Origin of the sequence: Streptomyces thermospinosisporus, from assembly GCF_039526425.1 — a bacterium.
Lineage (GTDB): Bacteria > Actinomycetota > Actinomycetes > Streptomycetales > Streptomycetaceae > Streptomyces > Streptomyces thermocarboxydovorans.
The window spans coordinates 6,860-27,408 of sequence record NZ_BAAAIZ010000118.1 but is presented as its reverse complement, the minus strand read 5'-3'; the positions used below and the strand labels follow the sequence as shown (position 1 = coordinate 27,408).

General features: G+C 71.0%; 14 protein-coding genes. 12 read left to right on the top strand and 2 right to left on the bottom strand.

Annotated elements, in window-relative coordinates:
• Positions 1 to 36: 36 nt before the first annotated feature.
• On the bottom strand, positions 37 to 2,208 hold the full coding sequence (locus ABD207_RS29605) for a UvrD-helicase domain-containing protein (RefSeq protein ID WP_344016326.1): 2,172 nt from the start codon (positions 2,206 to 2,208) through the stop codon (positions 37 to 39).
• 183 nt (positions 2,209 to 2,391) lie between these two features.
• Between ABD207_RS29605 and drmA the strand changes: the two genes are divergently transcribed.
• The 3 genes from drmA to drmC are packed head-to-tail and all read left to right on the top strand — an operon-like array spanning position 2,392 to position 8,902.
• Positions 2,392 to 6,222, top strand: a complete 3,831-nt coding sequence (gene drmA, locus ABD207_RS29600) for a DISARM system helicase DrmA (RefSeq protein ID WP_344016324.1) — start codon at positions 2,392 to 2,394, stop codon at positions 6,220 to 6,222.
• Positions 6,219 to 8,114 carry a DrmB family protein gene (gene drmB / locus ABD207_RS29595; RefSeq protein WP_344016323.1) on the top strand — a complete coding sequence of 632 codons (1,896 nt, stop codon included), beginning with the start codon at positions 6,219 to 6,221 and terminating at the stop codon, positions 8,112 to 8,114. The genes drmA and drmB overlap by 4 nt, the downstream gene beginning before the upstream one ends.
• The gene (gene drmC, locus ABD207_RS29590) at positions 8,111 to 8,902 is read left to right on the top strand and encodes a DISARM system phospholipase D-like protein DrmC (RefSeq protein WP_344016322.1); all 792 of its coding nucleotides are present in this window, start codon (positions 8,111 to 8,113) and stop codon (positions 8,900 to 8,902) included. The genes drmB and drmC overlap by 4 nt, the downstream gene beginning before the upstream one ends.
• 88 nt (positions 8,903 to 8,990) lie before the next feature.
• Here the strand turns inward: drmC and ABD207_RS29585 are convergent, their stop codons facing one another.
• Entirely contained in the window at positions 8,991 to 10,754 is a 1,764-nt protein-coding gene (locus tag ABD207_RS29585) for a PucR family transcriptional regulator (protein WP_344016321.1), read from the bottom strand.
• Positions 10,755 to 10,981: 227 nt separating this feature from the next.
• Here ABD207_RS29585 and ABD207_RS29580 point away from each other — a divergent pair, with 227 nt between their 5' ends.
• From ABD207_RS29580 to ABD207_RS29540, 9 genes are all read left to right on the top strand, one after another.
• Positions 10,982 to 11,140: a hypothetical protein gene (locus ABD207_RS29580; protein ID WP_344016320.1), complete on the top strand. Its 159-nt coding sequence runs from the start codon at positions 10,982 to 10,984 to the stop codon at positions 11,138 to 11,140.
• A 65-nt stretch (positions 11,141 to 11,205) separates the two neighbouring features.
• A complete protein-coding gene (dnaK, locus tag ABD207_RS29575; protein ID WP_344016319.1) occupies positions 11,206 to 13,107 on the top strand; it encodes a molecular chaperone DnaK in 1,902 nt (633 codons plus the stop codon).
• Between the two features lie 10 nt (positions 13,108 to 13,117).
• Positions 13,118 to 13,702, top strand: a complete 585-nt coding sequence (locus ABD207_RS29570) for a nucleotide exchange factor GrpE (RefSeq protein WP_344016318.1) — start codon at positions 13,118 to 13,120, stop codon at positions 13,700 to 13,702.
• Between the two features lie 6 nt (positions 13,703 to 13,708).
• Entirely contained in the window at positions 13,709 to 14,644 is a 936-nt protein-coding gene (locus tag ABD207_RS29565; RefSeq protein WP_344016317.1) for a DnaJ C-terminal domain-containing protein, read from the top strand.
• A complete protein-coding gene (locus ABD207_RS29560) occupies positions 14,641 to 15,009 on the top strand; it encodes a chaperone modulator CbpM (protein WP_343999315.1) in 369 nt (122 codons plus the stop codon). The genes ABD207_RS29565 and ABD207_RS29560 overlap by 4 nt, the downstream gene beginning before the upstream one ends.
• Positions 15,000 to 17,639, top strand: coding sequence for an ATP-dependent chaperone ClpB (gene clpB / locus ABD207_RS29555; RefSeq protein ID WP_344016316.1), 2,640 nt, complete (start codon positions 15,000 to 15,002; stop codon positions 17,637 to 17,639). Before ABD207_RS29560 ends, clpB begins: the two co-directional genes overlap by 10 nt.
• On the top strand, positions 17,636 to 18,094 hold the full coding sequence (trxA, locus tag ABD207_RS29550) for a thioredoxin (RefSeq protein ID WP_344016315.1): 459 nt from the start codon (positions 17,636 to 17,638) through the stop codon (positions 18,092 to 18,094). Before clpB ends, trxA begins: the two co-directional genes overlap by 4 nt.
• Positions 18,095 to 18,231: 137 nt before the next feature.
• Positions 18,232 to 20,010: an FAD-dependent oxidoreductase gene (locus ABD207_RS29545; protein WP_344016314.1), complete on the top strand. Its 1,779-nt coding sequence runs from the start codon at positions 18,232 to 18,234 to the stop codon at positions 20,008 to 20,010.
• Between the two features lie 43 nt (positions 20,011 to 20,053).
• Positions 20,054 to 20,549: Hsp20/alpha crystallin family protein (locus ABD207_RS29540; RefSeq protein WP_344016313.1), on the top strand; the 496-nt coding region annotated here is incomplete at its 3' end.

Sequence of the window (20,549 nt, the reverse complement as noted above, 5' to 3'; positions counted from 1 at the left end):
GTACCCGTGGGTCCGGGTGACAGAGCCCCGCGCGTCTCAGCCGACCACCGGGTCCAGCAGGCGGCTCCGTTCACCGCTCCAGGAGACCGCCAGCGCGTCGCGCGCCCGGGTGCACGCCACGAAGAGCAGACAGTGCTCGGCCAGCAGATCCGCTCGGTGCTGCACAGCGTCCTCGTCCTCCGGCGTCACCTGCGGAGCGAAGGGCAGCACGTTCGACGTCACGCCCACGACGGCGACGCAGCGGAACTCCAGACCCTTCATCCCGTGCATCGTCGCCACCCGCACACCCGACACCTCCGGCCCCGGGTCGTCCTTGACGGCCACGGCCGGGATGCCCTCCCGGCGCAGACGTGCGATGACGGCGTCGACCAGCGTGTTGAACCGGGCGCACACCGCCACTTCGGACGGTTTGACCCGGTCCTGCTCCACCCAGCCCCGGACCTGTTCCACAAGCGCGCGCAGTTCGTCGTCCTGACTGGCATGGCCCCTGGCCACCGGCACGCGGCCGTGCAACTCGGACCGGTAGCCCCGCAGCGAGTCCTGGCCGCCGTCATCGTCGTCGTCCTCGCCGAGCCGCCCCACCGGCTGGCCGTCCAGCAGCGACGTCGACCAGCGCAGGATCTCCTCCGTGTTCCGGTAGTTGACGCGCAGCCGGAACGTGCGTCCGCGCACGTGGATACCCAGCGAGCGAAGGGAGACCCGGGAGTCGTAGATGCGCTGGTGGGGGTCACCGACGAGGAACATGTCGTCGGACTGCTCGGCGACGCAGGCGCGCAGCACTCGCCACTGGGCCGGGTGGAGGTCCTGCGCTTCGTCCACCACGACATGGCGGTAGCGCGGCCCCTGCTCCGCGAGGATCTGGGCGGCCTGGTCACAGAGCATCGTGTACGTCGCCTGGTCGCGCGAGGCGAGATCCCGCATGAACCGCTCCATGACCCGCCACAGCCGCGCCCGTTGCACCCTCCCGACCTGCGTGCCGCGCCCCCTGCGCACGCACCGCAGGTACTCCTCGGGCGTCCGCAGTCCCTGGGCGAGGACGACGCCCCGGAACTCCTGCGCGAGGAAGCGCTCCGACCAGGGCAGGTCCTCGCGTGCGGCGGCGCGGGTCCAGGCGCTCTTCTCCGCTGCCGCCGACAGCGGCTTGGGCGAGCTGCCCCGCGCCTCCTTTATGACCCGGGCGGCGAGCGAGTCCACCGTCGTGACGTCGACCCGGTCGAGCAGGTGGGCGTCGGCGTCACCGAGCAGCAGGGCCAGGTTGTCGCGCAGGGCGGCGGCCATCGCGTTGGTGAAGGTGGTGAGCAGGATCCGGTCGCCCTCACCTCCGGTACGCAGCAGATGCCGCACCCGGTGCAGGGCGACGACGGTCTTGCCCGTGCCGGGACCGCCCGTCACCTGGGCCGGCCCGTTGAAGCCCGGGTGGTAGGCGTACCGGCGCTGGGCGGGATGCAGGAAGACGCGCCAGCGGGAGAAGTCCTCGGTGAGGATCCGCTCCAGCTCACCCGGACCGGTGACCTCCACGATGCGGTCGGACGTGTTGAGGATCGCCTCGCTGAGGGTGACGACAGGCCGGTCCTCGGCGGTGCGCACCGTCTGCCCGCGCGGCGCGATCAGCTGCTCCCAGACCTCCTCGGGCGAATAGCCGGCCGCCAGGTACTCCAGCACCTCGTACTGGTCGGCGGGCATCATGGGCGGCGCCATGACCGTCAGGTCGTCGGCCGTGACGCATACCCGTGCCAGCCGCAGGACCTGCTCGTCGATACCCAGATCCCGCAGGACGGTGTCGGAGTGCCCGGCGAAGAGCCGTGCCGGGGTCTCGACCGCCTTGGTCTCGAAGTAGGTCTCCATCTGTTCGAGGGCCTCGACATTGCGGACCTCCAGGCCACCGGTGGCACCGTTGACCGAGTAGGCGCGCTTGCAGGCCCAGTTGATCGCCTCGTCGTGGGGTGCGACCCGCAGCAGTGTGTACAGCTCGCTCCCGTCGTCCGGGGCGAGGAGAACCCCCCGGTAGGACCTGGTGATACGGATCGTACGGATCCGGGAGTCTCGCGCCCCTTCGAGCTTCTCCAGGTGCAACCCCTTGCTGGCATGCAGCTGATGCACGGTCAGGCTGCGGAACATCTGGATGGCGTCGTTGACCTCCTTCTGGACCGGTCGCTGCAGGGAGATCAGGTCCGCGACGAAGTCGTCGGAGAGGGCGAGACGGGGCATGGGCGTCCTCGGGTCGTGGGCGGGCGGTGGGCGAGCAACAGCCTAGAGACTGAGCGGGCCTCCGAGAGGTGGAGCGGCGCATAATCATTGTGTGAACTGAGTCAACGCTCTATATTTCTGTGCTGTCACCCCATCGGCGCATGACACCGCGCTTCCACGGATCTGTCCGAAAGGACCCACCGCATGCCGGCCCAGCCTGCTCAGGCCGCTGTCCCGCACCCGCTCGACGAGGTTCCCCAGACCTTCCGCGCGGGGGACTCCTACGAGGTCCGGGACGCGCTCGTCGCCTACATCCGCCGGGACCTGCTGGGCCCCTGGGACGGTGAGACGGAAACCCTGCCGAGCGCCTCCTCCGGGCCACGCGACCGCTATCTCGTCGGGATGCTCGGTCCGCGCCCCGAGACCGTCACCGCGGACCGGATCGCCCGCGCGGCGGCCCAGAGCGCGGACGGCGACTCGGGCGACGAGCAGGAAGGTGACGACAGCGACCTGCAGGACCGGCTCAGCCCGCAGGCCGCGGGGCACATCTGGGCCTCGTCGATGGGACTCGCCTTCACCGTCCCGGCGTCCGTCGGCACACTCAGCGCCACCGTGCGCTGGGGACGCTACACGCAGTCGGAGGAAGCCACCGACCGGGGGACGACCCGCAGGGTCTGGACGCGTGAGCCCGTCGAACACCTGGTGGACATCGACGTGACCAGCGAGACCGACCGGGCCGTGGAACTCGGTGGCGAAGCCGTGGTCCTGGACGTGCAGGTGCGCAGGCACACCGGCCGCGCGAACACCGAGGACCTCCGCATAGTCGAGCTGGCCCTCGTGAACCGGCAGCCGGACAGTCCTGACGCACGCGACGCCCACTGGCTCTTCCAGACCGAGATCGACGTCACCGCCTTTCCCGACGACCAGGCCGCCGTCTTCCTGCCCGTCGACGACCCGCTCGACGCCACCGGCCACGGCAACGTGCCGGAGGACGCCGAGGAGCGGCGTCTGCGCCTCCTCTACCGGAACAGCCTCAGCCACGCCAAGGGCCGCAATGTCGCCGTCCACGCGCACGTCCGCGACGGCGAACGCAACGCTCACCGCCTCACCACCGTCTGGCTCCCCGAGTACGACGTGCGGGCCACCACCGCGCCGACGCTGGAGGAGCAGGAACTCCTCCAGGGCCTGGAGTTGGGCATGGACGAACTGGCCGACCTCGCCGTGCCCGCCCGGCGCGGCGAACTGAGCACCGCCCTGGCTCCGCTGGCCGACGGGTACGGCACCTGGCTGGAACAGCAGCGCCGGGCCGCCCGCTCGCTCCCCGAGGACCTGCGCCAATCGGCCGAGGCGGCGATCGAGCAGGCGCTCGAGATCTGCGACCGCATCACGCTGGGCATCGACCGGCTCGTGGCCGACGACACGGCCCTCGCGGCCTTTCGTTTCGCCAACCGGGCCATGGCCCTGCAGCGGCGCAACACCGCCATCGCCGCCGCCCGCACCGGCCGTGAGAACGACCCCCTCTCCTACCGGGACGCCAAGGACGAGGTGTACGGCAAGGGCAAGGCCGGGGCTAGCTGGCGACCGTTCCAGCTCGCCTTCGTCCTGCTCAACATCGCCTCCCTCACCCAGCCCGGCCACCCGCACCGCGGCACAGGCCGCGAAGCCCTCGTCGACCTGCTGTTCTTCCCGACCGGCGGCGGCAAGACCGAGGCGTACCTGGGCCTCGCCGCCTACACCTTCGCGCTCAGGCGCCTGCAGGGGACGATCGGTTCGGGACCGGAGGCGCGCAGCGGCGAGGCCGGCGTGGGCGTGCTCATGCGCTACACCCTCCGCCTGCTGACCGCCCAGCAGTTCCAGCGCGCGGCCGCCCTGGTGAGCGCCTGCGAGGTGCTGCGCCGCGAGGAGTTCGTCCGGGACCGCAGGTGGGGCTCCACACCGTTCCGCATCGGCCTCTGGGTGGGCACCTCCGTCTCGCCGAACTGGTTCGAGGAGGCCAAGGACCAGATCGCGGAGGCCAAGGAGAGCGCCAGCGACAAGCACGCCCGCGTCCTGCAGGTCCTCAGCTGCCCGTGGTGCGGCACCGGACTGACCGCCCGCTCGAACATGGAGTACGACGAGGGACGGCGCCGGATCCTGCTCTACTGCCCGCGCGCGGAGGGCGAGGACCGCTGTCCCTTCTCCCGCCGCGAGGCGCCGGGCGAGGGCATCCCCGTCCTCACGGTCGACGAGGAGATCTACCGGCTCGCGCCCTCGATGCTGATCGCCACCGTCGACAAGTTCGCCCAGCTGCCGTGGAACGGCTACGCGGGCCTGCTCTTCGGCAGGGTCACCGAGCTGTGCCCCCGCCACGGCTACCGCCACGACGACCTGGACGCCAAGACCGGGTGCGGGGGACGGCACAACGCCAGAGGCGACCTGCCCGCCGTCACCGCGCAGCCGGTCACCCGCCTGCGGCCCCCGGACCTGATCATCCAGGACGAGCTGCACCTGATCTCCGGCGCGCTCGGCACCACCGTGGGCCTCTTCGAGGCCGCCGTCGACCAGTTGTGCACATGGAGCTTCACCGGCGCCGACGGACGGCGCCAGGAGACCGGCCCCAAGATCGTCGCGTCCACCGCGACCACCAAACGGGCCGCCGACCAGGTGCGCGGCGTCTTCGGCCGCAAGGTCGCCGTCTTCCCGCCCCAGGTGCTGGACGTGGGGGACACCTTCTTCTCCCGGCAGGTGGAGCTCAGCCGCGAGAACCCCGGCCGGCGCTACCTGGGCGTGTGCGCGCACGGCACCCGGCTGAAGGCCGCGGAGATCCGCGTCGCCGAGATCCTGCTGCTCGCGGGACAGCAGCTCTTCGACGACTACGGCGCGCCCGCGGACCCGTACATGACGCTGGTGGGCTACTTCAACGCCACCCGCGAACTGGCCGGCATGCGGCGGTACATGGACGACGACATCACCACCCGCGTGCGGTCCAACGGCAGCCGCAAGGGCCAGGCCACACTCTCGGACCGCATCGTGAGCAAGGCCGGGATGCTCAACGTCCTGGAGCTGACCAGCCGTATCTCCTCGGCGGACATCGGCGCCGCGCTGAAACGGCTGGAGAGCGAGTTCGACCCCGAGCGCGACACCTCGGTACGCCGGCGAGCCTTCCTGCGCGAGTACGCCGCCGCGATGAAGGAGAAGCGCGAACCCCGCGCCTCCATGACACCGACCGTCCGCCAGGCCGTGGACGTCGTCCTCGCCACCTCGATGCTGCAGGTCGGTGTCGACGTCTCCCGCTTCGGCCTGATGCTGGTCGTCGGCCAGCCCAAGAACACCGCCGAATACATCCAGGCGTCCTCCCGGGTGGGCCGCGACGCAAAGCGCCCCGGTCTGGTGGTGACCCTCTACAACTGGTCGCGCCCCCGCGACCTCGCGCACTACGAGGACTTCGAGCACTATCACGCCACGTTCTACCGCCAGGTGGAGGCCCTCTCCGTCACCCCCTACACCCGGCGCGCACTCGACCGGGGGGTCGCCGCCACCTACGTCGCAGCAGTGCGGCACGCGACCCACGAGACCTCCCGCAACCTCGACGCCCACGACGTCGACCTCGACGGCCCGATCGCGAGGGACGTCGAACGGCGGTTGCTGGAAAGGGCGGAACGAGTGGGGGGTGAACGATCCCGCCAGTACCTGAGCGAACGCCTGGACCGGCTCAAGGACGAATGGCGCCGCAAGCGGGACGAGAGCACATCGACACTCGGTTACCGCAAGGAGAAACACAAGACGACCGTCGTGGACGGGTTGCTCAGGCGGGCGGACGGATCCCGGTGGACCGAGCTCACCGTCGGTATGTCGATGCGTGAGACGGAGAACGAGATCAATCTGCTGCTTCCCGGCGGCGAGGCGTTCCTGGAGGAGTCCTCGGGCGCCGGTCCCGACTGGCACTTCGGCACACCCGCCACCGACTCCGACCCAGACCCCGACACGGCGACCACCGTGGACAGCGACGAGTACGGGCCTCTTGCGGCCGACACGGTCAGGAAGGCGCAGCGATGATCACCCATGGCAGCAACCGCAGGGTCGGCGCCGTACGGCCGAGCCACCTGATGTTCACCGCCGGCGTCGGCGCCCTCGTCGACCTGCCGAACTTCTCGGTGCTCATCCGGGGCATCGACTCCTGGAGCTACTCCGGTCTCACCGACTACGACATCGACGAGCCCCGCCTCCGCGCCGCCGTCAACCGCTCACTCCAGCGCTACGGGCGCGGACAGGTCGAACAACTGCGAGCCGCACCCTGGCTCGAGGGTGCGGACGCAGACCCCAGAGGATGGGCGGCACAGGGAATCGGTGTCCCCGTCACGCCCTTCCCGCAATGGCTGCGCTGCACCGCCTGCAACGTCCTGGCCGCCATCGACTCCGGCGAGTTCTCCTTCGTCAACTCCAACCCCCGGGCACCGCACGAGGCGAAGTTCGTACACGACTGCAAGCGCGGCAAGCCGCTCGCCGTGGCCGCCCGCTTCACCTTGGTCTGCACCGCCGGCCATCTGGACGAATTCCCCTATACCGCCTACGTCCACCACGGGCAGAGCTGCGCCAAGACGCCTCGACCCAAGCTGCGCATGAAGGATCACGGCGGCAACCAGGCCGCCAACGTCACCATCGAGTGCGTCGCCTGCGGTGTGAAACGCAACATCCGGGAAGCGATGGGCGAACGAGGCCGCCGGAACCTGCCCGCGTGCCGCGGACGACACCCGCACCTCGGCACCTACGAGCCGAACGGCTGTAAACAAGAGCCGGTCCTGATGGTGGCGGGCGCCTCCAACCAGTGGTTCCCGCTCACCCTCAGTGCGCTCGCCCTGCCCAAGGCACAGGGCGGAGACATCGACAAGCTCCTCGACGACCACTGGCCCGACCTCGAACTGATCGAGGACCGAGGGCAGTTCGACTTCATGGCGCGCATGCCCAAGTTCGCCTTCCTGAAGGAGTTCGACGCCGACGCGGTGGTTGCGGCGATCCAAGCGCGCAAACAGGGAACAGCCGGTCCGGCTCCCTCCGCCCCCGACGTCCAGGCGGACCTGTTCGGACCGGAATGGGAGGCGCTCTCGGGGCCCGTCCCACCCCCCAGCGACGACTTCGCGCTGCGGCCCGTCCCAGTGCCCGCTCCCCTCAGCGAGTTCTTCGGCGACATCAGGCAGGTCGAGCGGCTGCGCGAGGCCCGGGCACTGATCGGCTTCACCCGGCTCGACGCGCCGGACCCGGAGTCGCCGGAGATCGCCAAAAGCGTCGAACTGTCCCGCGGGGCCCGCACCTGGGTGCCCGCGAGCGAGGTGCGCGGCGAGGGCATCTTCCTGCGGGTGAAGGACGACCTGATGGCCGACTGGGTCGCCCGCGTGGAGAAGTCCCCGCAGATGGAGGCACACAGAGAGGCGTACGCGCGGTTCCGCACCAACCGCAAGTCGGACCGCATGACGAGCGCCTTCGACCCCTATTCCGGCTGGCCCGGACCCCGCTACATCGCCCTGCACACCCTCTCTCACCTGCTGATCCGCACCATCGCGCTGGAATGCGGCTACAACTCCGCCTCGCTCGCCGAACGGATCTACGCCGGAGACGAACGCAACCCGAGGACGGGCATCCTCATCTACACGGCTGTACCGGACTCCGAGGGCACTCTGGGCGGCCTGGTCTCGCTCGCCGAGGAGCACGAGTTCGACCGGATCGTGCGTCGGGCGCTGACCGACGCCGGTCACTGCTCGGCCGACCCGCTGTGTGCCGAGCGCCTGCCGCACGACCCGGCCGACTTCCTGCACGGAGCCGCATGCCACGTCTGCCTGTTCGTGTCCGAGACGACGTGCGAACGCGGCAACCGCTTCCTGGACCGTCGTTTCCTCGTCCCGCTGGCCGGGGACAAGGAGCCGGTGCTGACACCCGTGGGCCTGCTGCCGTGAGCCGCCCCGCGTTCGAGGCCGCCGTCGGGCCCGTGGTCGCCGCTCTCGGACTCTCCCGGAGCAAGGACCTCGCCGGCTTGCTGGCCCGGGCACGTTCCAGGGAACGCATACTGGCCGAGCTGTCGACCCCGGGAGTCGGCGAGGCCGTGGCGCGGCTCTGTGACGCGATGCGGTCGGAGTCGGTGACGCCCGCCGAGGCGGCTGCCTATCTACGCGGCTATGTCGCCGCCCGACGGCAGACCCGGGACGCGGTCCGGGTCCGTACGGTATGGAGCGGCCCCTCGACTCCGGCCGTACCGGTGCGAGCCACGGCTCAGGTGCTCATCGAGGTCATCAACGGGGCGCAGCACGAACTGCTGGCCATGACGTACGCGGCCCGTCCGTATCCGGCGCTGACCCGCGCGCTGAGGGAGGCCGCGGACAGAGGCGTGGAGATGCACGTCGTGGTCGAGACCCTCGCAGGCTCGGGCGGACTGCTGTCAGGAAAGGAACCCGCCGACGCGTTCGCCTCCGTGCCGGGACTGCTGCTGTGGGTATGGGACCGGAACCCGGCCGAACGCGCCGGCTCACGCCAGCACGCCAAGCTGGCGGTCGCCGACCGCCGCACTCTCTTCCTCGGCAGCGCCAACCTGACCGAGTCCGCGGTCCGGCGCAACATCGAGGCCGGTGTGCTGGTGACCGGCGGGGAAGCACCGCGGCGCGCGGCAGAGCACATCGTGGAGCTGCAGCGTCTCGGCGCATTGAAGCCGTACCGGCCCGATCGAGCAGCTCAGCCTTCTCGCCGGTGACGCAGCTGCCCACGGTCCCAACGGCGCGGGAGCCTCGTCAGTTGCGGACACCGCGAGCGCCCGGCCTGCTTCGCCACCGTCCTGGCGCTCAGCGCCCCCGCCCGCCCAGGATGATCTTCCAGACGCGTGTTGCCACCTGCAGATTGAGCCGGGTCTCCACATCCGTCAGATCGAGGCCGCTGATCTCGCGGATGCGCTGCAGCCGGTAGCGCAGGGTGCTGCGGTGCACCGTCAGTGCGGCGGCCGCATCGTCGTAGTGGCCCCCGCAGTCGAAGTAGCAGGAGAGCGTCTCCACCAGATCCGTGTCGTGCTCCGTGTCGTAGTCGATCAGCTGGCCGAGCCACTCCCGCACGAAGCCTTCGAGCTCCCGGAGATCGTTGCCGGGACCCAGGATCCGGTACAGCCCGAGGTCGTCGAAGAAGGTCGCCCCGCTCCGCTGGTGGGAGTTCTGCCGCACCTCCAGGGCTCGCAGCGCCTCCTGATAGCAGCGGGGGAACCCTTCCGGGGAGTCGCAGCGGGTGCTCACCCCGATCGCTCCGTCCGGCCTGCCCAGCTCATGGGCCAGCACCGCGTGCAGGGCATCGCCGTCGGGCCTTGCCCGGGTCAGCAGGACCACCCGGTCACCGCGACGGGTGATCAGCGGACGGGTCGCCGTGGTGACCGTCGCTTTCTCGACGGCACGGGTGAGCGAGTCGTCAGCGGCGCTGTCCGGCCAGTGGACCACGACCACATAGTGGGGACGCCGCAGGTCGTGGCCGACGGCTTCGGCCCGGGCGTAGGCGCTCGCCTCGTCAGTGCCCTCCAGCAGGTCGTCGATCAGCTGACGGCGGAGCCGCAGTTCCACCTCGGTGAGTTCCCGCATGTGCAGCAGCGCCTGGGCGAGCGAACGCTGGGCGTGCTCCAGGGCGAACAGGGTGTGCTCGTCGGCCGTCGCCCCGGGGTCCTCGAGGGCGAGCACGCCGAGGAGCTCGCCGCGCGGCCGGACCAGGGTGATCAGCCGGTCCTTGACCCTGACGGGACCCTCCTCGCGCGCGACCCGCCGCAGCATCTCCTGCTGGTAGGCCGAGGACCGCAAGGGGTAGGGGTCGGGCCGGCCGGGACCGGCCCAGGACCTGAGGTTGCCGAACCGGTCCTCGATGAGCGCCGGCAGCCCGGTGAGCTCGTGCAGCGCCTGGGTGATGGCCTCCTCGCGGCCGCCCGAGGCGGCCACCCGGCCCAGGGTCTCGTCCACGGTCTTCTGCAGGTGCAGCTCGGAGCGCAGCGTGTCCAGCTGCCGCAGTGCGGTGTCCCGTTCGGCGCGGATCCGGCTCAGTTCGCCGGCGTTGTCGTGGTGCGGGGCGCGGGTTGCCGCCAGTGAGAGGGCCGCCGAGGTGAGTTCCACGAGGGTCGAGAGGAGGAAGTGGCCCTGTTCACCGGGCTCGGTGTGGGAGGAGACCACGATGTAGCCGAGAGGACCGCCGGCCCCGCGCAGGCCGAAGGCCCAGGCCCAGGACCGCTCCGGAAGGGATACGGAGCCGTCGGCCCCGCCCAGCTCCTTCAGACGTGCGTCGACGACCGTCGGCGCTGCCGCGTCCTGGCCGGGGAGGCGGGACACCCCGTCGCTCGTCGCGAGGTATCCGGCCTCGGCGTGGTAGGGACCGAGGGCACTGACATGCCGCATGGCCAGACGCACGATCTCACTCTGCTCCGTGCAGGTGAACAGGGTGCGGGACAGCATCAGCAGCCCGTGCGGGTCCACCACCGCGAGCGGACGGGGGGCGCGCCGTCCGGCGCCCGCGGTGCACCGCGGGACGCGGGACACCTCCCGGTAGGAGACGTCCGCGAACAATCTCTGTGTCGGGCGGTAGGCCATAGATCACTCCGTTCTCCGATCATCGGAGGCGATCAGGTGAATCGTGGGATCCACGCCTGTGAGACTCCCGCGTACCCAGCCTGGGCGAGGTATTCCGGCTCACCGGGCTTTGGCCTCGTGCTCATGGAGTGACCAGCCGCGCCGATTTCTGACCTGCCGGGTGCAGGCGGAGCGCGCCGCACTCTTGCGACTCTGAGCCTGTCAGGGATCGCCGGTACTTCGCCTCGGTGAGCTTTGTGCAGCCCAGCCGGTACGACGTCGTCGCCGACGGGGCGGTCGCCGGCGAGGCGGTGCGGCTGCCGGCCGGGCTGCCCACCGGGATCGACACCAGCACAGGCGGCGGGGCTCGGAAGAGCCGCCCGCGGAGCGGCCGCTCCGTCACCTGAGCCTCGGAGGACCGGGCGCGACTCCGAGGCTCAACGGGGGCCGCCCGTCGTGGAAGGAGTTCCTCATGGCCAAGGCAGTAGGCATCGACCTGGGCACCACGAACTCGGTGATCGCCGTCTGGGAGGGCGGGGAGCCGACGGTCGTGCCCAACAGCGAGGGCAACCGCACCACACCGTCCGTGGTGGCCTTCACCGACACCGGCGAGCGCCTGGTGGGGCAACTGGCTCGCCGCCAGGCGATCCTCAACCCCAAGGGCACCGTCTACTCGGCCAAGAGGTTCATCGGCCGGCACTTCGACGAGATCGCCGAGGAGGCCAAGGCCGTCGCGTACGACGTGGTCGAGGGGGACGGCGGCGTGGCCCGTTTCAAGGTGCGCGACAAGCTCTACGCGCCCGAGGAGATCAGCGCACAAGTGCTGCGCAAGCTCGCCGACGACGCCTCCAAGCAGCTGGGCGAGCGGGTCACGGAGGCCGTCATCACGGTTCCCGCCTACTTCAACGACGCCCAGCGCACCGCCACCAAGGACGCCGGACGGATCGCCGGCCTGGAGGTGCTGCGGATCATCAACGAGCCGACCGCGGCCGCCCTCGCCTACGGCATGGACAAGAAGCAGCACGAGACGGTGCTCGTCTTCGACCTGGGCGGCGGCACCTTCGACGTCAGCATCCTCGACGTCGGCGACGGCGTGGTGGAGGTACGGGCCACGGCCGGCGACAGCCATCTGGGCGGCGACGACTTCGACCGCCGGCTGGTCGACCACCTCGCCGACGGCTTCCAGAAGGAGAACGGCATCGACCTGCGCCAGGACCCACAGGCGCTGCAACGCCTGTTCGAGGCAGCCGAGAAGGCCAAGACGGAGCTCAGCTCCGTGACCCAGACGCAGGTCAGCCTGCCGTTCATCACGGCCGACGCCTCCGGGCCCAAGCATCTGACCACGACGATCATGCGGTCCACGTTCGAGCAGATCACCGGCGACCTGGTGGAGCGCTGCCTGGGGCCGGTGCGGCAGGCCATGGAGGACGCCAAGATCAGCGAGAACGACATCGACGAGGTCATCCTCGTCGGCGGCTCCACCCGCATCCCCGCCGTCCAGGCCCTGGTGCGGCGGCTGACCGGCGGCAAGGAACCCAACATGAGCGTCAACCCCGACGAGGTCGTCGCGATGGGTGCCGCCATTCAGGCCGGGGTCCTCAAGGGCGAGGTCAAGGACGTCCTGCTGCTCGATGTCACCCCCCTGTCGCTCGGTGTGGAGACACGCGGCGGCGTGATGACGAAGATCATCGAGCGGAACACCACCATCCCGGTGCGCCGCTCCGAGACCTTCTCCACCGCCGAGGACAACCAGCCCGCCGTCGACGTCGTCGTCCTGCAGGGCGAGCGGGAGAGGGCCGCGGACAACCGGGTACTGGGCCGCTTCCAGCTCACCGACATACGCCCCGCGCCACGCGGCGAGCCGCAGATCGAGGTCACCTTCGACATCGACGCCAACGGCATCCTCAACGTCACCGCGCGGGACAAGGACACCGGCAAGGAACAGGGCATCACCATCAGCGAGAGCTCCAACCTCGACCGGAGCGAGGTCGAGCGGATGGTCCAGGAGGCCGAGCGCAACCGCGCCCAGGACCAGGCCCTGCGCGAGGCGGTGGACGCCCGCAACGAGCTCGACGCCGTCGCCTACCAGGTCGAGAAGCGCCTCGGCGAGCTCGGCGACGCCGCGCCGGCCCACGAGAAGGCCCGTGCCGAGATGCTGGTGTCCGAGGCCCGCGATGCGGTCAAGAACGAGGTCGGGGCGGACAAGGCCCGGCCGCTGACGTCCGAACTCCAGCAGATCCTCGCGGGGCTCGCGGCCCACCAGCCGGGAGCCGGCGGGGGCACCGGCGCACCGGACGGATCCGGTGCCGGCGGAGCCGGGCAGGGCGGCTCCGGGGACGACGACGTGATCGACGCCGAGTTCGACAAGGGCTGAGGTGCCCGCCATGGCCATCCCACCCCAGGGCCCGGAACCCGACCGCCCGCAGGAAGGCGCCGAGCAGCCCCCCCGCGAGGACCTCCCGCATCCCGGACCGCCGGGCGAGGAGGCCGAGCCGGGACCCGACGCCGCAACCGGCACCACCGCACCTGACGAGGAGCACGCGGCGGCGCTGCGCGAGGCCGAGGACCGCTGGCGGCGCGCCCTGGCCGACCTCGACAACCTGCGCAAGCGCCACGCCAGGGAGCTGGAGCGGGAGGCCGCGGCCGAACGCGCCCGTACGGCTGCGGCCTTCCTGCCCGTCATCGACAACCTGGAGCTCGCTCTGAGCCACGCGGCCGCCGACCCCGACGCGATCATCGAAGGCGTCCGCGCCGTGCGTGACCAGGCCGTCCACGTCCTGGAGCGCCTGGGCTACCCGCGCCACGCGGAGGAGGGTGTGCCGTTCGACCCGGCCCGGCACGAGGTGGTCGGTGTGGTCGAGGATGCCGACGCCGATCCCAACACCGTGGTCCAGGTGCTGCGTCCCGGCTACGGGGAGGGCGAGCGGCAGCTGCGGCCCGCCGCCGTGACCGTGGCCAAGCGGGAGTGACCGTCCATGGCACGCGACTACTACGAGGTGCTCGGCGTTCCGCGCAACGCCGACCGGGACGAGATCCAGCGGGCCTACCGCACGCTGGCCCGCAGGTACCACCCCGACGTCAACAAGGACCCCGGGGCGGAGGAGCGGTTCAAGGAGATCAACGAGGCCTTCAGCGTCCTGTCCGATCCGAAGCAGCGAGCCCGCTACGACCGCTTCGGCGAGGACTTCCGGAAGGTCCCGGAGGACTGGGAGGAACGGGTCGCCGCCGGCGCGGGAGCCGGCAGCGGCTTCCGGTGGTCCACCGCCGGCGGCCCTCGGGTCCGCTACGCCACCAGCGGCTTCGGCACGGAGGGCATCGACATCGACGACCTGTTCGGCTCGTTCTTCGGGGGCGCCGGACGGATGCGTGTCCCCGGAGCCGACCAGGAGGCCGAGCTGCCGCTCACCGTCGAGGAGGCCTATCGCGGAGGCCGCCGCACCGTCACCCTCGCCGGGCCCTCCGGGCAGCGGCGCTACGAGGTGGACGTGCCGCCCGGCGTCACCGACGGCCAGCGCATCCGGCTGGCGGGCGAGGGCGGCCGCGGCAGCGGGGGCGCTCCCGCGGGCGATCTGTATCTGCGCGTGCGGATCAAGCCGCACCCCCGGTTCCGTCTCGACGGCCGGGACGTCCATGTGGAGCTCGAGGTCACTCCCTGGGAGGCCGCGCTGGGCGCGACGGTCCCGGTGCCCACGCCGAGCGGTGCCACGGCGAAGGTGACCGTGCCCGCCGGGTCCTCCAGCGGCCGGCGTCTGAGACTGCGCGGCGAGGGCATGCCGGGCCCGCGTGGCGCGAACGGGGACCTGTACGCGGAGCTGCGGATCATGGTTCCGCCCCGGCTGAGCGACCGGGAACGCGAGCTGATGGAGGAACTGGCCGCGGTCTCCGCCTTCGACCCCAGGAGGACCCGATGAGCGACCGACAGGCCGAGGCCCGCCCGTCCTACGCACCCGCGGCCCAGGTGGGTGTGCAGTACGCGATCGTGCCCGTGCCCAGACTCTCCCTCGAGACGGTGGCCCGCCGCTCAGGCCTGCATCCCGACCTGATCCGCCGGTTCGTCGCCCTCGGACTGGTGGACGCCGACCGTGACGCCTCCGGGCAGCTGGTGTTTCCCCCCAGCGCCCCGGCGGCCCTGGCCCGCGTCCAGCGACTGCGCACCGGACTGTGTCTGAACTACGCATCCCTCGGTCTGGTGCTCGACCTGCTCGACCGCATCAGCTTGCTCGAAGCCGCGCTGCGGCGTGCAGGCGTGAGGAGTGATCTGCCGCCATGGACATGAACCGCCTGACCCAGAGGTCACAGGAAGCCCTGCAGGAGGCGCAGAGCATCGCCGGCCGCCTGAGCCACACCGAGGTCGACGGCGAGCATCTGCTGCTCGCCCTCCTCGAACAGGAGGAGGGCCTGATCCCGCGGCTGCTGCAGCAGGCGGGCACCGAGCCCGAGCAGGTGCGCGCCGCCGTACGCGAGGAACTCTCCCGCCGGCCCAAGGTGACCGGCCCGGGGGCGGCGCCCGGCCAGGTCTTCGTCACCCAGCGTCTGGCCCGGCTGCTGGACGCGGCCGAGCGGGAGGCGAAACGCCTCAAGGACGAGTACGTCTCCGTGGAGCACCTGCTGCTGGCCCTGGCCGAGGAGGGCCCGTCGACCGCCGCCGGGCGCCTGCTGAAGGAGCACGGCGTGACCCGGGAGTCGTTCCTCGCGGCCCTCACCCAGGTCCGCGGCAACCAGCGCGTGACCTCGGCCAACCCCGAGACGGCCTACGAGGCCCTCGAGAAGTACGGCCGTGACCTGGTCGCCGAAGCCAGGACCGGGCGGCTCGACCCGGTGATCGGCCGGGACGCCGAGATCCGCCGCGTCACCCAGATCCTCAGCCGCAAGAGCAAGAACAACCCCGTCCTGATCGGCGACCCCGGCGTCGGCAAGACGGCCATCGTCGAGGGTCTCGCCCAGCGCATCGTGCGCGGCGACGTGCCCGAAGGGCTGCGCGACAAGACGATTTTCGCCCTCGACATGGGTTCGCTCGTGGCGGGCGCCAAATACCGCGGCGAGTTCGAGGAACGCCTCAAGGCCGTGCTGAGCGAGGTCAAGGCCGCCGAGGGGCGGATCCTGCTCTTCGTCGACGAGCTGCACACGGTCGTCGGCGCGGGCGGCGCCGAAGGAGCCATGGACGCGGGCAACATGCTCAAGCCCATGCTGGCACGCGGCGAACTGCACATGATCGGCGCGACCACCCTGGACGAGTACCGCAAGCACATCGAGAAGGACGCCGCCCTCGAACGCCGCTTCCAGCAGGTCCTGGTGGACGAACCCAGCGTGGAGGACACCGTCTCCATCCTGCGCGGACTGCGGGAACGGCTGGAGGTCTTCCACGGCGTCAAGATCCAGGACACCGCGCTGGTCGCGGCGGCGACGCTCTCCCACCGCTACATCACCGACCGGTTCCTGCCCGACAAGGCGATCGACCTCGTCGACGAGGCCTGCGCCCGGCTGCGCACCGAGATCGACTCGATGCCCGCCGAACTCGACGAGATCACCCGGCGCGTCACCCGCCTGGAGATCGAGGAGGCCGCCCTGTCCAAGGAGACCGACCCCGCCAGCAAGGCACGCCTGGAGGAACTGCGCAAGGAACTCGCCGACCTGCGCGCCGAGGCCGACGCCAAACACGCCCAGTGGGAGGCCGAACGGCAGGCCATCCGCCGCGTGCAGGACCTGCGCCAGGAACTGGAGCAGGTCCGCCACGAGGCGGAGGAGGCCGAACGCGCCTACGACCTCAACCGTGCCGCCGAACTCCGCTACGGCCGCCTCCAGGACCTGGAACGCCGGCTGGCGGCCGAGGAGGAGCAACTGGCCGCCAAACAAGGGGAGAACCGGCTGCTGCGGGAGGTCGTCACCGAGGAGGAGATCGCCGACATCGTCGCCGCCTGGACCGGCATCCCCGTCGCCCGCCTGAAGGAGGGCGAACGCGAGAAGCTGCTGCGCCTCGACGAGATCCTGCGGGAGCGCGTCATCGGCCAGGACGAGGCCGTCAAGCTCGTCGCCGACGCCATCATCCGCGCCCGCTCCGGCATCCGCGACCCTCGCCGTCCCATCGGCTCGTTCATCTTCCTCGGGCCCACCGGCGTGGGGAAGACGGAGCTGGCCAAGACCCTCGCCCGGGCCCTGTTCGACGCCGAGGAGAACATGGTCCGCCTCGACATGAGCGAGTACCAGGAGCGGCACACCGTCAGCCGCCTCGTGGGAGCGCCGCCCGGATACGTCGGTTACGAGGAGGGCGGCCAGCTCACCGAGGCCGTGCGCCGCAAGCCGTACTCCGTGGTGCTGTTCGACGAGATCGAGAAGGCGCACACCGACGTCTTCAACACCCTGCTGCAGATCCTCGACGACGGCCGCGTCACCGATGCTCAGGGCCGCACCGTCGACTTCCGCAACACCGTGATCATCATGACGTCCAACATCGGCTCCGAGCACCTCCTCGAGGGCGCCACCGCCGAAGGGGAGATCAAGCCGGACGCCCGCGCCCTGGTGATGGGCGAGCTGCGCGGGCACTTCCGCCCGGAGTTCCTCAACCGGGTCGACGACATCGTGCTGTTCAAACCGCTCGGTGAGGCGCAGATCGAGCGGATCGTGGAGCTGCAGTTCGACGAACTGCGCCGCCGCCTCGCCGAACGCCGCATCACGGTCGAACTCACGGACAAGGCCCGCGAGCTGATCGCGCACCAGGGCTACGACCCGGTGTACGGGGCCCGGCCGCTGCGGCGCTACATCTCCCACGAGGTCGAGACACTCGTCGGGCGCGCCCTGCTGCGTGGCGACGTCCAGGACGGCGCGAAGGTCCGCATCGACGCCGAGCACGGAGAGCTGGTGGTCACCTACGACCAGCCGGAGGACGTGCAGGGAGCGAGGGCGGCATGAGCACCGTGCGCGCCACCAACGTCACCTGCCCGCACTGCGGGCGCACCAACCGGGTGCCCGTGGCCGCCGAGGGCCGCCCCAGGTGCGGCAACTGCAAGCAGCCTCTGCCGTGGACGGCCGAAGCGGGCGACGACGACTTCCCCGAGGTCGCCGAGCGGGCGACCGTCCCTGTCGTCGTCGACCTGTGGGCCACCTGGTGCGGCCCCTGCCGCATGGTGAGCCCGGCGCTGGAGAAGGTCGCCGCCGATCTCGCGGGAAAGATCAAGCTCGTCAAGGTCGACATCGACAAGAACCCGCGCCTGGCACAGCGCTTCGAGGTCCAGGCGGTACCGACACTGCTGATCCTCGACAAAGGGCGGACCATCGCCCGGCAGGCGGGGGCCGCGCCTGCCCCTGCCCTGCGGCGCTGGGTGGAACAGTCGATCGCCGGCCACCAACCGGCCGGGAAAGGATGATCGGCCATGACCGCACGGACCGACCCCCACCGCGCTCTCGTACGCCCCGTCACTCCGCGCACCCCGGGCTGTGAGGAATGTCCGGCCACGCATTCCGCCCGGGTCCGGTGGTGCCCCGTCCACGAGGCGTTCATGTGATGCCCCGCGACGAGACGCAGCCGGGCGCGGCGCCTGATCGGGACGAGGCGGACACGAGCGTCCCCCTCGAGACGCCCGACATCTACGGCGCCTATCCCCGCCTGTCGGACGAGCAGACGGCCCGCCTGGCACAGCACGGCCGGCGGCGCGCGGTCGACGCCGGTGACGTGCTGATCCGGGAGGGGGAGCGGTGCGAGACGTTCTACGTCATCCTCAGCGGCGCGGTGGCCGTCGTCGAGGGCTACGGCACACCCGACGAACACCTGCTCCGGGTGCACGGCCCCGGCCGCTTCATCGGCGAACTGGGCCTCGCGCACGGGCGGATCGCCTTCTACACCGCCGTGGTCAGGACCCCGGGCGAGATCCTCGCCCTGTCCATCGACCAGCTGCGTGACCTGGTGACCCGGGACTCCCTCCTCGGCGATGTGGTGCTGCGCGCCTGTCTGGGCCGCCGTGCCCTGCTCGTCGGGCAGGGCGCCGGGTTCCGCATCATCGGCTCACGCTATTCGCCCGACACACGGCGGCTGCGGGAGTTCGCCGCCCGCAACCGGCTGCCGTACCGCTGGATCGATCTGGAGACGGACCAGGAGGCCGAGGCGCTGCTGCGCCGCTTCGCCGTCGGTCCGGAACAGACGCCGCTGGTGATCTGGCGGGACACGACCCTGCTGCGCAACCCGAGCAACGCCGAACTGGCCCGGCTGATCGGCCTGCCGCCCCTGCCGTCGGGCGACGGACGCGGCGATCTCCTCATCGTCGGTTCCGGTCCGGCCGGCCTCGCCGCCGCGGTGGCCGCCGCTTCGGAGGGCCTTGGCACGACCGTGGTCGAGGCGCTGGCCACCGGCGGCCAGGCCGGCACGTCCTTCCGCATCGACAACTGCTTCGGCTTCCCCTCCGGCATCTCGGGTGCCGAACTCACCGAGCGCGCTGTGCTCCAGGCGGAGAAGTTCGGCGCCCGGATCAGCGTCCCGGCGGAGGCGGCCCGGCTCGAAGCACGGGACGACCACTTCGCCGTCGGCTTCACCGACGGCAGCGAGATCACGGCCCGTGCCGTCGTCCTGGCCACCGGCGCCCGCTACCGCCGCCTCGATGTGCCCGGCATCGAGCCGCTGGAGGGCTCGAGCGTGCACTACTCGGCCACGGTCCACGAAGCCCAGCAGTGCCGCTCCGACCCCGTGGCGGTGGTGGGCGGCGGCAACTCCGCGGGCCAGGCCGTGCTCTTCCTCGCCGAGTTCGCGCCGGAGGTGTATCTGCTGGTCCGCGGGCCGAGCCTGGAGACGCACATGTCCCGCTACCTGATCGATCAGATCGAGCGCCACCCGCGGGTGCGCGTGCTGCTGCACACCCGCATCACCGAGGCGTCCGGCGAGAAGTCGCTCGAGTCGGTCACGGTGGTCGACCGTACGGGCCGGCAGCGCGACCTCGGGGTGCGGGCCCTGTTCGTCTTCACCGGCGCCGACCCCCACACCGAGTGGCTGTCCGGCGCGATCGCGCTCGACGCACGCGGCTATGTGCTCACCGGAGCCGAGGCACAGGCCTGCTCCGTGCCCGGACTGTGGCAGGGCCAGGGCCGCGACTGCCTGACCCTGGAGACCAGCCTTCCCGGTGTCTTCGCCGCCGGCGACGTCCGCAGCGGCTCGGTGAAACGCGTGGCCTCCGCGGTCGGCGAGGGCGCGATGAGCATCCACTTCGTGCATCGCTACCTCGACCGCACGGCCGTGCCCGGCGGCACCGACAGCTCCCCGCACCTGCGTCCGAAGGAGTCCGCTTGGCTCGCATGACACCCGGCCCGCGACGAGATCACCACACAAGGAGGCGACAGAAATGACGATGCCCGTACGGCGCAACCCCGGGGGCGCGCTCCGGGAGAGGCCCCTCGGCTGGGCCCGCAATCCGCTCATGGAGTTCGACCAACTGCTCAACGAGATGAGCGGACTGCTCGAATCCACCGTCGGCGGCACGACGCCCGCCCGCGCCTGGACACCCATGGCGGACGTCACGGAGTCCGACGACGCCTTCCACATCGAGATCGAACTCCCCGGCGTCAAGAGGGAGGACGTCGACGTCGAGGCGAGCAGTCAGGAACTGGTGGTCAGCGGAGAGATCAAGGAGAGGGAACGCAAAGGCGTCCTGCGCCGGAGCACCCGCCGCTCCGGGGCCTTCGAGTACCGGTGGCGGCTGCCCGTGGAGGCCGACACGGAGAAGATCACAGCGCAGATGAAGGACGGGGTGCTCACCATCACCGTCCCCAAGGCCGAGGTCGCCAAGCCCCGGCACATCGAGATCAGCGAAACGAGTGACAGCACGGACAGCAGCACCT

Coding starts and splice junctions, on each gene's coding strand:
- ABD207_RS29605 (WP_344016326.1), bottom strand. CDS start 2,208: ATGCCCCGTCTCGCCCTCTCCGACGACTTCGTCGCGGACCTGATCTCC.
- drmA (WP_344016324.1), top strand. CDS start 2,392: ATGCCGGCCCAGCCTGCTCAGGCCGCTGTCCCGCACCCGCTCGACGAG.
- drmB (WP_344016323.1), top strand. CDS start 6,219: ATGATCACCCATGGCAGCAACCGCAGGGTCGGCGCCGTACGGCCGAGC.
- ABD207_RS29585 (WP_344016321.1), bottom strand. CDS start 10,754: ATGGCCTACCGCCCGACACAGAGATTGTTCGCGGACGTCTCCTACCGG.
- dnaK (WP_344016319.1), top strand. CDS start 11,206: ATGGCCAAGGCAGTAGGCATCGACCTGGGCACCACGAACTCGGTGATC.
- ABD207_RS29570 (WP_344016318.1), top strand. CDS start 13,118: ATGGCCATCCCACCCCAGGGCCCGGAACCCGACCGCCCGCAGGAAGGC.
- ABD207_RS29565 (WP_344016317.1), top strand. CDS start 13,709: ATGGCACGCGACTACTACGAGGTGCTCGGCGTTCCGCGCAACGCCGAC.
- ABD207_RS29560 (WP_343999315.1), top strand. CDS start 14,641: ATGAGCGACCGACAGGCCGAGGCCCGCCCGTCCTACGCACCCGCGGCC.
- clpB (WP_344016316.1), top strand. CDS start 15,000: ATGGACATGAACCGCCTGACCCAGAGGTCACAGGAAGCCCTGCAGGAG.
- trxA (WP_344016315.1), top strand. CDS start 17,636: ATGAGCACCGTGCGCGCCACCAACGTCACCTGCCCGCACTGCGGGCGC.
- ABD207_RS29545 (WP_344016314.1), top strand. CDS start 18,232: ATGCCCCGCGACGAGACGCAGCCGGGCGCGGCGCCTGATCGGGACGAG.